Genomic DNA, 15540 nt, shown 5'->3' with positions numbered 1-15540 from the left:
GATGGAAATCACTCTCTCCAAGAGTCTGCTGATCGCAGTGGTGCTTGCACCGCTGGTCGGCAGCATCATCGCCGGCTTGTTCGGTCGTCAGGTGGGGCGCAAGGGCGCGCAGTACGTCACCATCCTCGGCGTGGCGGTCAGCTGCGTGCTGTCGTGCCTGACGCTGTACCAACTGGTGGAGCAGGGCGCCAGCCCGTTCAACCAGAATCTGTATACCTTCTTCGACGTCGGCAACTACTCCGCGCATGTCGGCTTCATGGTCGATCGCCTGACCGCGATGATGATGGTGGTGGTCACCTTCGTGTCGCTGCTGGTGCACATCTACACCATCGGCTACATGGAAGAAGACCCGGGCTACCAGCGCTTCTTCAGCTATATCTCGTTGTTCACCTTCTCCATGCTCACGCTGGTGATGAGCAACAACTTCCTGCAGCTGTTCTTCGGCTGGGAAGCGGTGGGTCTGGTGTCCTACCTGCTGATCGGTTTCTGGTTCAAGCGACCGACTGCCGTGTTCGCCAACATGAAGGCGTTCCTGGTCAATCGCGTCGGCGACTTCGGCTTCATTCTGGGCATTGCCGGCGTGTTGCTGTGGTTCGGATCGCTGGATTACTCCACCGTGTTCGCCAACGCGACCACCATGGCTGGTGCCAAGGTGCAGTTGTTTGCCGGTCACGAATGGAGCGTGATGACGCTGATCTGCATTTGCCTGTTCATTGGCGCAATGGGCAAGTCTGCGCAGGTGCCGTTGCACGTGTGGCTGCCGGACTCGATGGAAGGCCCGACGCCGATCTCGGCGCTGATCCACGCCGCGACGATGGTGACCGCCGGCATCTTCATGGTTGCGCGCATGTCGCCGCTGTTCGAGCTGTCGGAAACCGCGCTGAACTTCATCCTGTTCATTGGTGCGACCACGGCCTTCTTCACCGGCCTGATCGGCATCGTGCAGAACGACATCAAGCGTGTGGTTGCATATTCGACGCTGTCCCAGCTCGGCTACATGACCGTGGCATTGGGCGTGTCGGCCTATTCGGCGGCCGTGTTCCACCTGATGACACATGCCTTCTTCAAGGCGCTGCTGTTCCTGGCGGCCGGCTCGGTCATCATCGGCATGCACCATGAGCAGGACATGCGCAAGATGGGCGGCCTGCGCAAGTACATGAAGGTGACGTACTGGACCAGCGTGATCGGCACCCTGGCGCTGGTGGGGACTCCGTTCTTCTCGGGTTTCTACTCGAAGGACACCATCATCGAAGCAGCGGCGCATCATGCGCACGAATCGCATAGCTGGATCGCGACCTACGGTTACTGGGCGGTCCTTGGTGGCGTACTGGTCACCAGCTTCTACAGCTTCCGTCTGCTGTTCCTGACCTTCCACGGCAAGGAGCGTTTCCGCGATGCCCATGCGCACGACGCGCATGCGCACCACGACAGCGCGCATACCGATGCCGAAGCACAGGTGCATGCGCATGACAGCCACGCGCATGACGCACACGCCCATGACAGCCACGGTCACGACGACCACGGCCATGGTCACCACGGTGCCCACGAGCCGCACGAGTCGAAGTGGGTAGTGACGTTGCCGTTGATCCTGCTGGCGATTCCGTCGGTGGCGATCGGCTTCTTCACCATCGGTCCGATGCTGTTCGGTACCGATTGGCAGGGGCACCATGCGGCGCACGCGCTCAAGGGCCAGGCCGTCTCGTTCTTCACCGGCATCGTCGATTTCTACGATCCGGCACGCGACACCGTCGGTGCGCTAGCGGAAGAATTTCATGGCCCGGTGGCATTTGCACTGCACGGCATGATGGCCGCCCCGTTCTTCCTGACGGTGGCCGGTCTGCTGCTCGCGGCGCTGTTCTATTTGTGGAAGCCGGACCTGGCCACCAAGTCGCGCAAGGCGTTCGCGCCCGTTGTGTGGCTGCTGGAGAACAAGTACGGCTTCGACAAGCTGTGGATCAATGGCTTCGCCGGTGGCGGTGTTGTCCTTGGCAAGGCGTCACGTGCCGTCGATACCCATGTGGTCGACGGTGTGGTCGTCAATGGTTCTGCCCGACTGATCGACCTGGCTGCCAATCTGCTGCGTCGCACGCAATCCGGTTTCCTCTATCACTACGCCTTCGCAATGATCATCGGTTTGATCGCCTTGTTGGCGGTACTGATGCATTTCTGGCGTTGACCTGTACGGAATAAGAAAACGTGTCGAACTGGCCTTTACTGTCTATCTTGATCTGGCTGCCGATTATCGGCGGCGCCCTGATCCTTGCGTTGCGCAACGCCGAGACTGCCCGCTGGGCGTCCCTGGCGGTGGCAGTGGCGACCTTTGTGCTGAGTCTGCCGCTGCTGGGCTACGACACGGCCAATGACGCCCTGCAGTTCATCGAGCTGCACGCCTGGATCCCGGCCTACAACATCGGCTACAACCTCGGCGTGGACGGCATCGCGGTCGCCTTGATCGTACTGACCACCTTGGTGACCGTGCTCTCGCTCATTGGCGCCTGGCGCTCGATCGACAAGCGCGTCAACCAGTACGTGGCTGCCTTCCTGATCCTGGAAGGCGTCACCGTCGGTATCTTCGCTGCCACAGACGCGATGCTGTTCTACGTGTTCTTCGAAGCGATGCTGATCCCGATGTTCCTGATCATCGGAGTCTGGGGCGGCCCGCGTCGCATCTACGCAGCGATGAAGTTCTTCCTCTACACCTTCCTCGGCTCGGTGCTGATGCTGGTGGGCCTGGTGTACCTGTACCTGAAGGGCGGCAGCTTCCAGCTGGCCGATCTGTATGCGCTGCAGCTGACTGCCAAGGAACAGACCTGGATCTTCTTCGCGTTCCTGATTGCATTCGCGGTCAAGGTCCCGATGTTTCCGGTGCACACCTGGTTGCCGGACGCACACGTCGAGGCACCAACCGCCGGTTCGGTGATCCTGGCCGCCATCGCCTTGAAGATCGGTGGCTACGGCTTCCTGCGCTTCAACCTGCCGATCGTGCCGGACGCCAGCCATGAGTTCGCCTGGCTGGTGATCGCCCTGTCGTTGATCGCCGTGATCTACGTCGGCTTGGTGGCGCTGGTGCAGGAAGACATGAAGAAGCTGGTGGCGTACTCGTCCATCGCGCACATGGGCTTCGTCACGCTCGGTACCTTCATCGCCTTCACGCTGGTGCGCGAATACGGCAGCACCGACGCCGCACGCCTCGGCCTGCAGGGTGCGATGGTGCAGATGATCTCGCATGGCTTCGTGTCCGGCGCGATGTTCTCCTGCATCGGCGTGTTGTACGACCGCATGCACACCCGCCGCATCGCCGACTACGGCGGCGTGGTCAACGTGATGCCGTGGTTCGCCACCTTCGCGATGCTGTTCTTCATGGCCAATGCCGGTCTGCCTGGCACCAGCGGCTTCGTCGGCGAGTTCATGGTGATTCTGGCCAGCTTCCAGAAGCATCCGCTGATCGCCTTTGCCGCTGCCACCACGCTGGTCATTACCGCCGCCTACACGCTGTGGCTCTACAAGCGCGTGTTCTTCGGCGAAGTGGCCAACGCACATGTGGCCGAGCTGAAGGACATCAATGGCCGCGAGGCGTTCGTGCTGGGGGTGTTCGCCGCTGGCGTGCTGGCCCTGGGCCTGTACCCGAAGCCGCTGACCGATCTGATGGAACCCTCGATCGCCAAGCTGGCGACCCAGATTGCCGCGACCAAGCTGTGACTGCTTGCCGTACGTTTTGACTCCAGGATTTGATGATGACCACGCCAACGCTCGCGCCGTTGACCACCGCTGACCTGGCTCCGCTCGTTCCGGAGCTGGTGCTGATCGGCGGCGCCTTCGCACTGCTGATGCTCGACCTGTTCGTGAGCCAGCGGAACAAGGTCTGGACCCACCTGTTTTCCGTCGCCGTTCTCGCCGTGGTGTTCGCACTGCTGGCGACCGGTACGGGCGGGCAGGGCGAGATCTTCCACGGCATGTTCGCGCGTGATACCGCGGCAGACGTCATGAAGACCGTCATCGTGCTGGTCAGCGGTCTGAGCCTGGTGTACGGCTGGACGTACCTGCGCGAGCGCAATCTGTATCAGGGCGAGATTCCGGTACTGGTGCTGTTCGCCACTGCCGGCATGATGCTGCTCGCCTCCGCCGGTAGCCTGTTGATGGTCTACCTCGGCCTGGAGCTGTTGGCGCTGTGCTCCTATGCCCTGGTGGCCTCCAACCGCGACAACGGTCTGGCTACCGAAGCGGCAATGAAATATTTCGTGCTCGGTTCGCTGGCGTCGGGTCTGCTGCTGTATGGCATGTCACTGGTCTATGGCGCCACGGGCACCTTGAGCCTGGCCGGCATCCATGACGCAATCGATGGCTCGGGCGAGCGCACGCTGCTGTTGACCGGCACCATCTTCATGATCGCCGGCGTCGCGTTCAAGCTGGGTGCGGCTCCGTTCCACATGTGGCTGCCCGACGTCTATCAGGGCGCACCGGCTCCCATCGCGCTGTTCATCAGCTCGGCGCCCAAGCTGGCGGCGTTCGGCATGGCGTACCGCCTGCTGGAAGTGGGCATGGGCCCGCTGTCGCCGCAATGGCACCTGCTGATCGGCGGCCTGTCGGCGGTGTCGCTGGTCATCGGCAACCTGATGGCCATCGCACAGAGCAATCTCAAGCGCATGCTCGCGTACTCGACGGTCTCGCATATCGGCTTCCTGCTGATGGGCGTGGCCGGTGGTGGAGAGGAGGGGTACGCCGCCGCGATGTTCTATGCGGTCAGCTACACCATCATGTCGACCGCCTCGTTCGGCGCCATCATCGCGCTGTCGCGCAATGGCTTTGAAGCCGAGAACATCGACGACTTCAAGGGGCTCAATGCGCGTAATCCCTGGATGGCAGGACTGGTGCTGTGCATCATGGCCTCGCTTGCAGGTATTCCGCCGTTTCTGGGCTTCTGGACCAAGCTGGCCGTGCTTGGCGCTGCGGTGAAGGGTGACATGCTGTGGCTGGCCTTGGTCGGCGTGATCTGTGCCGTGATCGGTGCGTACTACTACCTGCGTGTCATCAAGGTCATGTACTTCGACGAGCCGGTGGGCGAGCCTTTGCCGGCCAACAACGACCGCGTGCTGGGGACGGTGCTGGGCGTCAACGCACTGGCCCTGCTCGCGCTCGGCCTGGCCTGGAGCCCGATCATGGTGTGGTGCCAGCGCGCCTTCGCCGGTCTTGCGTAAGCAGGCTGCGTTGCGCCGCATGTACCGCGGCTCTCGCCAGGCGCGGCGGGAGATTGAAAGAAAGTCGTGATAAGTGTTTCGTTTTTGTTGCATTGCGGGTATCATTCGCCGCGACGTTAGACACCCGCCACGGTGTCCAACAGATGGAAAACTAGGGCTTGCAATTGCCGCTCAAGTTCTTCATAATTCCGCTTCTGCTGCGGGGTGGAGCAGTCTGGCAGCTCGTCGGGCTCATAACCCGAAGGTCGCAGGTTCAAATCCTGCCCCCGCTACCAAGTTTCGAATTGCTGCTTTACCGCAGCGATTCAACTTCTTGGATCGTAAGGACGCTTGTTCCCGTCTTTACGCCGACCCTGAGAGGTCGGGTTTTTTTCACGCAAGGGGCCCATCGGGCCCCTTGTTTTTTCCGGAACCGGAAAGTTAGCTGCCGGTTGCCGGGGTTCTACTGGCAATCATCTGATCAGGGCAGTCTGTGAGCGAAAAAGCGACCGAAATCGCGAATCTGCTGAGTCCAACGGTTGAGTCCCTGGGCTTGGAACTGCTGGGCGTGGAGTATCTTCCCGCTCCAGGTGGCGCCACATTGCGCCTCTATATCGATGTGCCGCTGGCCGAACAGCCCGAGCGCGTGATCAACGTCGACGACTGCGAGCGCGTGAGCCGCGAAGTGTCGGCCCAGCTCGATGTCGAAGACCCGATCAGCGGCAATTACACCCTCGAGGTGTCGTCGCCGGGTGTGGACCGTCCGTTGTTCACCCTCGAGCAGTTCGCGCGTCACGCCGGCGAGTCCGCCAAGATCGTGTTGAAGCTTGCGCAGGATGGTCGGCGCCGCTTCCAGGGCCAGATTCTGCGGATCGAGGCCGACGCCGATGCCGTGGTGTTTGCGGTGGACGGCAAGGACCTGCAGATCGGTTTCGACAATATCGACAAGGCGCGCATCGTGCCGGATTGGGTCGCTCTGGGCCTGGCACCGCAAAAACCGAATAAGCCCGGCCCGAAAAAACCCGGGCACGACAAGAAGAAACCATCCAACGAGTCGGCGGCTGGCAAGCCGCGCGCGGAGTGACGAAATGAGCAAGGAACTTTTGCTGGTAGTGGATGCGGTGGCCAACGAGAAGGGCGTGCCGCGCGAAGTGATCTTCGATGCGATCGAGGCCGCGTTGGCGTCCGCAGCGAAGAAGCGCTATCCCGACCAGGACGTGCTGACGCGCGTGACCATCGATCACAAGGACGGTAACTACGAGACTTTCCGCCGTTGGGAAGTGGTGGCCGACGATGTGGTGATGGAGTCGCCGGACCGCCAGGTGCGCCTGATGGATGCCGTCGACGAAGCCGACGGCGTGGATGTGGGCGACTACATCGAAGAACAGATCGAAAACCCGGATTTCGGCCGCATTGCCGCACAGGCTGCCAAGCAGGTGATCGTGCAGCGTGTGCGCGAGGCCGAGCGCCAGCAGGTCGTGGATGCATGGAAGGACCGCGTGGGCGAGTTGATTACCGGTGTGGTCAAGCGCGCCGAGCGCGGCAACATCTTTGTCGATCTGGGAGGGAATGCCGAAGCCTTCATTCCGAAGGACAAGGGCATTCCGCGCGACGTGCTGCGCCCGGGCGACCGTGTGCGCGGCTACCTGGCCGAGGTGCGTTCGGAGCCGCGTGGCCCGCAGCTGTTCATCAGCCGCGCTGCGCCGGAATTCATGATCGAGCTGTTCAAGCTCGAAGTGCCGGAAGTGGGCCAGGGCCTGGTCGAGATCAAGGCCTGCGCACGCGACCCGGGCGACCGCGCCAAGATCGCGGTGATTGCGCACGACACCCGCACCGATCCGATCGGCGCGTGCATCGGTATGCGCGGTTCGCGCGTGCAGGCGGTGTCCAACGAGCTCAATGGCGAGCGCGTGGATATCGTGTTGTGGAACGAGAATCCGGCCAACTTCGTGATCAACGCGATGGCGCCGGCCGAAGTGCAGTCGATCATCGTCGACGAAGAAAAGCATTCGATGGACCTGGCCGTGGCAGAAGACCGCCTGGCCCAGGCGATCGGCAAGGGCGGCCAGAACGTGCGTCTGGCCAGCCGCCTGACCGGTTGGCAGCTCAACGTGATGACCGCCGACCAAGTGGCTGCCAAGTCCGAGGCTGAACAGGCGTCGGCACGCCAGCTGTTCATGGACCGCCTGGAAGTGGACGAGGAAATCTCCGCGATCCTGGTGTCCGAAGGCTTCAACACGGTGGAAGAAATCGCCTACGTGCCGGTCGGCGAGCTGCTGGCGGTGGAAGGCTTCGACGAAGACATCGTCGAGGAGCTGCGTGCCCGTGCCCGCGACGCGCTGCTCAACGCTGCGCTGGCCGAGGAAGAAGGCCTGGAAGGGACTCAGCCCACCGAGGACCTGCTGGCGCTGGAGGGGATGGACGAGGAAACGGCCTTTGCTCTGGCCGAGCACGGCGTGCGCACCAGCGAGGACTTGTCCGACCTGGCTGCGGACGAGATCGTCGACTTCGGCATCGAGGGCATGACCCAGGAGCGCGCCGCGGCGCTGATCCTGGCGGCCCGCGCCGAGGAGATCGCCCGTTTGGAGCGCGGCGAATGAGCCGGCAATGAACCGCGCCCTGACCCCATCAGGGCTTAGAATCAGCGTATCCCTTGCTCTGGGCGAGGGGGCGCCAACCAGATCATAGGATCCGAATGTCGCAGCAAACCACCATCCGCAAGCTTGCCGAACTGGTCAATACGCCGGTCGATAAACTGCTGGTTCAACTGGCCGAGGCCGGAATGAAGTTCAGCGGTCCCGACCAGGTCGTGACCAGCACCGAGAAGATGAAACTGCTTGGCTTCCTGCGTCGCACGCATGGCAAGGCCGACGCGCCTGCCGATGCGGCCAGCGAAGCAGCCAAGAAGATCACGCTCAACCGGCGCAAGCTGCAGGAAGTCACGGTCAACGCCGGTCGCACCAAAACCACGGTCAACGTGGAAGTGCGGCAGAAGCGTACCTACGTGAAATCCGAGAACGAAGGCAGCGGCCGTGCCGCGCCGATGACGCCGGACGAAGAGCGCGCCGACATCCTGGCCAAGCTCGCCGCCTCGCGTCAGCGCAATCTCGACGAGCAGCAGGCGTTGGCCGAAAGCGACCGCGTGCGCGACGAAGCAATTCAGCGCAAGCGCGAGGAAGAGCAGGCGGCAAAGGACCGTGCAGAAGCCGAGCGCAAGGCTGCCGAGGAAGCCGCTGCGGCTGCCAGCGCGCCGGCCCCGGTTGCTGCTGCGCCGACGCCGTCGGCGCCTGCCGCACGGGCACCGTCCTCGCCGTCTTCCGCGCCGCGTCCGGCCCGTCCGGCTGGCGCCTCGCCCGCATCGCGCCCGGCGACGCCGGCCCGTCCGGACGACCGCAACAACGCGGCCAAGCACAAGACGCGCGGCTCGCACGTCATGGTGGCCGGCGTCGAAGACGACGATGCGACCAAGCGTTTTGCCGGGCAGTTGCATCTGTCCGCCGCCGACCGTGCGCGCCGTTCCAATGTGCGTGGCAAGCCGACCGGGCGTCCGGGTTCGTCGTCGTCGCGTCGCGGCAACGATGGTGGCCGTGGTGGCAACCAGGGCAACAGCGGCCCGCACGGGTTCGAGCGTCCCACCGCACCGGTGGTGCGTGAGGTGGCGATCGGCGAGACCATCACCGTGGCCGACCTGGCGCAGAAGCTCGCGCTCAAGGGCGGCGACGTGGTCAAGGCGTTGTTCAAGATGGGCGTCATGGCGACCATCACCCAGAGCATCGATCACGATACCGCCGCGCTGGTGACCGAGGAACTCGGCCACAAGGCCGTGCGTGCCGACAATGCCGACTTCGAGGATGCGCTGCTGGCGCACGCCGAAGATGCGCAGGGCGATGCCTCGCCGCGTCCGCCGGTGGTGACCATCATGGGGCACGTCGATCACGGCAAGACCTCGCTGCTGGACTATATCCGCCGCACCAAGATCGCCTCCGGCGAAGCCGGCGGCATCACCCAGCACATCGGTGCGTACCACGTCGAAACCGGTCGTGGCGTCATCAGCTTCCTGGATACGCCCGGCCATGCCGCGTTTACCTCGATGCGTGCGCGCGGCGCCAAGATCACCGACATCGTGGTGCTGGTGGTGGCTGCCGATGACGGCGTGATGCCGCAGACCAAGGAAGCGGTGGCGCATGCCAGGGCGGCCGGTGTGCCGCTGATCGTGGCAGTGAACAAGATCGACAAGGCCGGCGCGGATCCGTTGCGGGTCAAGAACGAATTGCTGGCCGAAAACGTGGTGGCCGAAGAGTTCGGCGGCGACACCCAGTTCATCGAAGTGTCGGCCAAGGTCGGTACCGGCGTGGACACGCTGCTGGATGCGATCTCGTTGCAGGCCGAAGTGCTGGAACTCAAGGCAGTGGCCGAAGGCCGCGCCAGCGGAACCGTCATCGAATCCTCGCTGGACAAGGGCCGTGGCCCGGTCGCGACGGTGCTGGTGCAGCAGGGCGCGCTGAAGCGTGGCGATTACCTGGTGTGCGGCATCCAGTACGGCCGCGTGCGTGCGCTGTTCGACGAGACCGGCCATCAGCCGGCCTCGGCGGGCCCGTCGATTCCGGTGCAGGTGCTCGGCCTGTCCGGCGTGCCGGAAGCCGGTGACGACTTCGTGGTCGTCGACGACGAGCGTCTGGCCAAGGACGTGGCGCAGCAGCGCGAGACCAAGCGTCGCGAATCGCGCCTGGTCGCCTCGGCCAGCAACCGCATGGAAGACATCCTGGCCCAGATGGGCAAGGGTGAAGGTCAGCAGGTGTTGAACCTGGTGATCAAGGCCGACGTACAGGGTTCGGTGGAGGCGCTGAAGCAGTCGCTGGTGGCGTTGTCCAACGACGACATCCGCATCAACGTGATCCACTCCGGCGTGGGTGGCATCACCGAGTCGGATGCGAATTCGGCAGCGGCTTCCAAGGCCACGATCATCGGCTTCAACGTGCGTGCGGACGCATCGGCGCGCAAGATCGTCGAGTCCAACGGTATCGACCTGCGTTACTTCTCGATCATCTATGACGTGATCGATCAGGTGAAGCAGGTGGCCTCCGGTCTGCTGGGTGTTGAAATCCGCGAAGAGATCATCGGTATTGCGCAGGTGCGCGATGTGTTCCGCAGCTCCAAGTTCGGCGCGGTTGCAGGCTGCATGATCGTCGAGGGCGTGGTGAAGCGCAGCAAGCCGATCCGCGTGCTCCGCGACAGCGTCGTGGTGTTCGAGGGCGAGCTGGAATCGCTGCGTCGCTTCAAGGAAAACGTCGAGGAAGTGCGCAACGGTACCGAGTGCGGTATCGGCGTGAAGGCCTACAACGACGTCAAGGCCGGCGACCAGATCGAGTGCTTCGAGCGTATCGAGGTTGCCCGCACGCTGTAATGGAGGCCGGGGCCTGCAGGCCCCGGTTCTCTACGCAGCCGATGCTGCGCGCAAGTTCTGCAAGGCGAGGGCGGCATGGCCGCCCACGTTCGTTTTTGGCTTCGGTGCCATCTGGCCCTCCGAATCAACCAGGTCCACGACCATGCCAACCAAATCATTCCATCGCACCGACCGCGTGTCTGCACAGGTGCGTCGCGACCTCGGCACGATCGTGCACGCGGCCGTGCGCGACCACGGCCTGCCGTCGGTCAGTGTTTCCGACGTCGAAATCAGCCGCGACCTGGCGCATGCCAAGGTGTTCGTCACCGCGTTGCAGCAAGAGCGCTCGGCCGAAGCAGTGAAAGGGCTCAAGGAGATTGCCGGCCAGCTGCGCTCGCAGTTGGCGCGCGCAATGAAATTGCGTCACGTGCCGGAGCTGCACTTCCACTACGACGACTCGGTCGATCGCGGCGAGCGCATCGACAATCTGTTGCGTGACCTGGACGACGTTGGCCCCGATGCCACGTCCAGCGACGAAGACGCCGAGCCGCGCTGAGCGCTGTCGGCTGGCGCCGCTGCTGCGCCCCTGATTTTCCGCGGGCGCGCACTGCGCCCGATTCGAGCATCGATCCTTTGAAACCCCGCATCGTCTATCGCCCGTTGCACGGCATCCTGTTGCTGGATAAACCGGCCGGGCTGAGTTCCAACAATGCTTTGCAAGCCGCGCGCCGGCTGCTGCGGGCGGAAAAGGGCGGCCATACCGGCAGCCTGGATCCGCTGGCAACCGGCCTGCTGCCGCTCTGCTTTGGCGAAGCCACCAAGATCGCTGGTCTGCTGCTCGGCTCGGCCAAGGCCTACGACGCCGAGATCGTGCTGGGCGTGACCACCGACACCGACGATGCCGATGGAGAGCCGTTGCGTGTACGTGCGGTGCCCGAGCTCGGCGAAGACGCGTTGCGTGCCGCATTGCTGCCGTTTGTCGGCCGCATCCAGCAGCAGGCACCGATCTATTCCGCGCTCAAGCAGGGCGGGGAGCCGCTGTACGCCAAGGCCCGGCGTGGCGACGTCATCGAGGCGCCGGTGCGCGAGGTCGAAGTGCAGGCGATCGAAATGCTGGGCTATGGCGCGCCGCGGCTGCAGCTGCGCGTGACCTGTGGCTCGGGCACCTACATCCGCAGCCTGGCCCGCGACCTGGGCGAGGTGCTCGGGTGCGGTGCGCATATCGCGTCGCTGCGCCGGCGCTGGGTGGAGCCGTTCCGCGCGCCGCAGATGATTACCCTGGACCAGCTGGCCGCCGCGCTGGAGACGGGCACGCAAGCGCGAGATCTGCTGCTGCCGATCCAGGCCGGGCTGGCGGATTTTGCGCAGATCATGCTCGATGAGGCGCATGCGACCCGGTTCCGGATGGGGCAGCGGCTGCGCGATCCGGCGTTCCCGGCGGGGCAGGTGGCCGTGTTCGGCCCGGACGGAAGCCCGTCGGGACTTGGCCTGGTGGACGCCGACGGACGTCTGTCGCCGCAGCGATTGTTCAACGGACTGAACCAGAAATTGACTTGTTAAGGTTTAGTCAACTTGTTACCCGGGCCGTGCGACGGTACAATTTCGCGGCCCCAATCGGGGCACCTCAGCGCCAAGCGCGCTCATCCCAAGCAAACGGCGAGTCCGGCGGTGCGTCACGCACGTTCCTGTCGACCACGCGTCTATCGAGAAAACATCATGTCCGTCGACACCCAGAAAGTTATTGAAGACAACAAGCGCAGCGCCCAGGACACCGGTTCGCCGGAAGTGCAGGTCGCCCTGCTGACCGCACGCATCGAGCTGCTGACCGGTCACTTCAAGACCCACAAGAAGGATCACCACAGCCGTCGTGGCCTGCTGCAGATGGTCAACCGTCGCCGCAGCCTGCTCGACTACCTGAAGAAGAAGGACAACGACCGCTACAAGTCGCTGATCGAGAAGCTCGGCCTGCGCCGCTGATCGAGTCCTACCACCGCGGCGCAGCGATGCGCCGCGGTTTTGTTTTGGTCCTTCGCAAAACGCGTCATCGCATCACCAAGTTCATGGGCCGGAGCCTCCCGGCCGCCCGTTCTCGGCATGGGTCGACGACGGTCCAACGCAGACAGCAACACCTAAGGGAAAAAACCTCCGTGGCAAAAATCACCAAAACCTTCCAGTACGGCAAGCACACCGTCACCCTTGAGACGGGCGAAATCGCTCGCCAGGCAGGCGGCGCCGTCATCGTCAAGTTCGACGACACCGTACTGCTGGTCACCGCCGTCGCCGCCAAGAGCGCGCGCGAAGGGCAGGACTTCTTCCCCCTGACGGTCGATTATCAGGAGAAGTTCTACGCCGGCGGCCGCATCCCGGGCGGCTTCTTCAAGCGCGAAGGACGCGCGACCGAGAAGGAAACGTTGATCTCGCGCCTGATCGATCGCCCGATCCGTCCGCTGTTCCCGGAGGACTACAAGAACGAAGTGCAGATCATCGCCACCGTGATGTCGATGAACCCGGACATCGACGGCGATATCGCCGCGCTGATCGGCGCATCGGCCGCGCTGTCGCTGGCCGGCACCCCGTTCAACGGCCCGATCGCTGCGGCGAAGGTCGGCTACAAGAATGGCGAATACATCCTCAACCCGACCGTGACCGAGCTGAAGGATTCGCAGCTGGAGCTGGTCGTGGCCGGTACCGCCAACGCGGTGCTGATGGTCGAGTCCGAAGCCGAGCTGCTGTCGGAAGAAGTGATGCTGGGTGCAGTAACCTTCGGTCATCGCGAGATGCAGAAGGTCATCAACATCATCAACGAGCTCACCGTCGAAGCCGGCACCAAGCCGTCCGACTGGGTGGCTCCGGCCAAGAACGACGGCATGATCGCCGCACTGAAGGAAGCGGTGGGCGAGCAGCTCGCGTCGGCTTTCCAGGTGCGCGACAAGCTGCAGCGCCGCGATGCGATTTCGGCGATCAAGAAGGACGTGCTGGGTTCGCTGGCGCCGCGTGCCACCGTCGAAGGCTGGGCTGCCGGCGATCTGGCCAAGGAATTCGGCGAACTGGAATACCAGACCATGCGTGGCTCGGTGCTGAGCACCAAGGTGCGCATCGACGGCCGTGCGCTGGATACCGTGCGTCCGATCAGCGCCAAGGCCGGCGTGTTGCCGCGTACCCATGGCTCGGCACTGTTCACCCGTGGCGAAACGCAGGCGATCGTGATCACCACGCTCGGCACCGCACGCGACGGTCAGGTCATCGACGCCGTTTCGGGCGAGTACAAAGAGAACTTCCTGTTCCACTACAACTTCCCTCCGTATTCGGTGGGCGAGTGCGGTCGTTTCGGCGCGCCGAAGCGCCGCGAAATCGGCCACGGCCGTCTGGCCAAGCGCGGCGTGCTGGCCGTGATGCCGAGCTTGGAAGAATTCCCGTACACCATCCGCGTTGTCTCGGAAATCACCGAGTCCAACGGTTCCTCGTCGATGGCATCGGTCTGCGGCAGCTCGCTGGCGCTGATGGACGCCGGTGTGCCGATCAAGGCGCCGGTCGCGGGTATCGCGATGGGTCTGGTCAAGGAAGGCAACGACTTCGTCGTGCTGTCGGACATCCTGGGTGACGAAGATCACCTGGGCGACATGGACTTCAAGGTGGCCGGTACTGCCGAAGGCGTGTCCGCGCTGCAGATGGACATCAAGATCGAAGGCATCACCGAAGAGATCATGAAGCAGGCATTGCAGCAGGCCAAGGCCGGCCGTCTGCACATCCTGGGCGAGATGGCGCATGCACTGACCGCCCCGCGTCAGGAGCTGAGCGACTACGCGCCGCGTCTGCTGACCATCAAGATCCACCCGGACAAGATCCGCGAAGTGATCGGCAAGGGTGGCTCGACCATCCAGGCGATCACCAAGGAAACCGGTACCCAGATCGACATCCAGGACGACGGCACGATCATCATCGCCTCGGTCAACGCCATTGCTGCGCAGGCTGCGAAGTCGCGCATCGAGCAGATCACCTCGGACGTGGAGCCGGGCCGCATCTACGAAGGCAAGGTCGCCAAGATCATGGACTTCGGTGCGTTCGTCACCATCCTGCCGGGCAAGGACGGCCTGGTGCACGTCTCGCAGATTTCCAGCGAGCGCGTGGAGAAGGTCGGCGACAAGCTGAAGGAAGGCGATCTGGTGCGCGTCAAGGTGCTGGAAGTGGACAAGCAGGGCCGTATCCGCCTGTCGATCAAGGCAGTGGAAGAAGGCGAGGGCGTGCCGGCTTCGGCCGAGTAAGCGCTGCTGGCTGATGCATCACGCGTGACGCGCGATGCATGACAAAAAAGCGGGCTTCGGCCCGCTTTTTTGTTGTTGGTTCGGAATAACTCGTGCGTTGTCTCTTTCCCAGCGGGAAAAGTGCCCTGCAGGGGTAACGAGGCTACGAGCGAAGCCGCGTGTAGTTTCAATGCTGCAACGGCTTCGCCCCATACCCTCACCCCAAACCCCTCTCCCGCCGGGAGAGGGGCTTTGACCCCTTCTCCTGCGGGAGAAGGTGCCCCGAAGGGCCGGATGAGGGTACGTGCAAAGCCTCGTGATATTCGGGATGTAAGTGGCTTCGCCCGTACCCTCACCCCAACCCCTCTCCCGCAGGAGAGGGGCTTTGACTCCTTCTCCCTTCGGGAGAAGGTGCCCCGAAGGGGCGGATGAGGGTACGTGCAAAGCCTCGTGATATTCGGAATGTAAATGGCTCCGCCCGTATCCTCACCCCAACCCCTCTCTCGCAGGAGAGGGGCCTTTGATTCCTTCTCCCTCCGGGAGAAGGTGCCCCGAAGGGGCGGATGAGGGTACGTGCAAAGCCTCGTGATATTCGGAATGTAAGTGGCTTCGCCCGTATCCTCACCCCAACCCCTCTCCTGCAGGAGAGGGGCCTCGATTCCTTATCCCTCCGGGAGAAGGTGCCCCGAAGGGGCGGATGAGGGTACGTGCAAAGCCTCGTGATATTCGGAATGTAAGTGGC

10 protein-coding genes and 1 tRNA gene are annotated in these 15540 nt (G+C 63.4%); all 11 read left to right on the top strand.

All coding sequences use genetic code 11. The features are described 5' to 3' along the window. The first annotated feature begins 1 nt into the window (after position 1). A complete protein-coding gene (gene nuoL, locus ABQZ09_RS09645; protein WP_349776762.1) occupies positions 2-2176 on the top strand; it encodes an NADH-quinone oxidoreductase subunit L in 2175 nt (724 codons plus the stop codon). A 20-nt stretch (positions 2177-2196) separates the two neighbouring features. Continuing rightward, positions 2197-3699 carry an NADH-quinone oxidoreductase subunit M gene (locus ABQZ09_RS09640; protein ID WP_039407449.1) on the top strand — a complete coding sequence of 501 codons (1503 nt, stop codon included), beginning with the start codon at positions 2197-2199 and terminating at the stop codon, positions 3697-3699. A 35-nt stretch (positions 3700-3734) separates the two neighbouring features. Beyond that, complete coding sequence (gene nuoN, locus ABQZ09_RS09635) at positions 3735-5195, top strand: NADH-quinone oxidoreductase subunit NuoN (RefSeq protein ID WP_349776761.1); 1461 nt, start codon at positions 3735-3737, stop codon at positions 5193-5195. A 198-nt stretch (positions 5196-5393) separates the two neighbouring features. Then, positions 5394-5470, top strand: a tRNA-Met gene (locus ABQZ09_RS09630). A gap of 197 nt (positions 5471-5667) precedes the next feature. Then, entirely contained in the window at positions 5668-6258 is a 591-nt protein-coding gene (rimP, locus tag ABQZ09_RS09625; protein ID WP_047693160.1) for a ribosome maturation factor RimP, read from the top strand. Between the two features lie 4 nt (positions 6259-6262). Further along, a complete protein-coding gene (gene nusA, locus ABQZ09_RS09620; protein ID WP_064508063.1) occupies positions 6263-7774 on the top strand; it encodes a transcription termination factor NusA in 1512 nt (503 codons plus the stop codon). Positions 7775-7869: 95 nt separating this feature from the next. Next, entirely contained in the window at positions 7870-10578 is a 2709-nt protein-coding gene (infB, locus tag ABQZ09_RS09615; RefSeq protein ID WP_039407458.1) for a translation initiation factor IF-2, read from the top strand. Between the two features lie 142 nt (positions 10579-10720). After that, on the top strand, positions 10721-11113 hold the full coding sequence (gene rbfA / locus ABQZ09_RS09610; protein WP_039407461.1) for a 30S ribosome-binding factor RbfA: 393 nt from the start codon (positions 10721-10723) through the stop codon (positions 11111-11113). A 77-nt stretch (positions 11114-11190) separates the two neighbouring features. Beyond that, a complete protein-coding gene (gene truB / locus ABQZ09_RS09605) occupies positions 11191-12117 on the top strand; it encodes a tRNA pseudouridine(55) synthase TruB (RefSeq protein WP_349776760.1) in 927 nt (308 codons plus the stop codon). A gap of 156 nt (positions 12118-12273) precedes the next feature. Next, positions 12274-12534 (top strand): 30S ribosomal protein S15, encoded by a 261-nt coding sequence (gene rpsO, locus ABQZ09_RS09600; protein ID WP_005991399.1) that lies wholly within the window; start codon positions 12274-12276, stop codon positions 12532-12534. Positions 12535-12704: 170 nt separating this feature from the next. After that, positions 12705-14819, top strand: a complete 2115-nt coding sequence (gene pnp, locus ABQZ09_RS09595) for a polyribonucleotide nucleotidyltransferase (protein WP_039563613.1) — start codon at positions 12705-12707, stop codon at positions 14817-14819. Positions 14820-15540: the final 721 nt, after the last annotated feature.

Origin of the sequence: Xanthomonas sp. WHRI 6106, assembly GCF_040202405.1 — a bacterium.
Taxonomy (GTDB): domain Bacteria; phylum Pseudomonadota; class Gammaproteobacteria; order Xanthomonadales; family Xanthomonadaceae; genus Xanthomonas; species Xanthomonas cannabis.
This window is presented reverse-complemented; position numbering and strand designations above follow the sequence as displayed.

What these genes read in the sequence shown, in the direction of transcription:
- nuoL (WP_349776762.1), top strand. Translation starts at nt 2, where the DNA reads ATGGAAATCACTCTCTCCAAGAGTCTGCTGATCGCAGTGGTGCTTGCA.
- nuoN (WP_349776761.1), top strand. Translation starts at nt 3,735, where the DNA reads ATGACCACGCCAACGCTCGCGCCGTTGACCACCGCTGACCTGGCTCCG.
- nusA (WP_064508063.1), top strand. Translation starts at nt 6,263, where the DNA reads ATGAGCAAGGAACTTTTGCTGGTAGTGGATGCGGTGGCCAACGAGAAG.
- infB (WP_039407458.1), top strand. Translation starts at nt 7,870, where the DNA reads ATGTCGCAGCAAACCACCATCCGCAAGCTTGCCGAACTGGTCAATACG.
- rbfA (WP_039407461.1), top strand. Translation starts at nt 10,721, where the DNA reads ATGCCAACCAAATCATTCCATCGCACCGACCGCGTGTCTGCACAGGTG.
- rpsO (WP_005991399.1), top strand. Translation starts at nt 12,274, where the DNA reads ATGTCCGTCGACACCCAGAAAGTTATTGAAGACAACAAGCGCAGCGCC.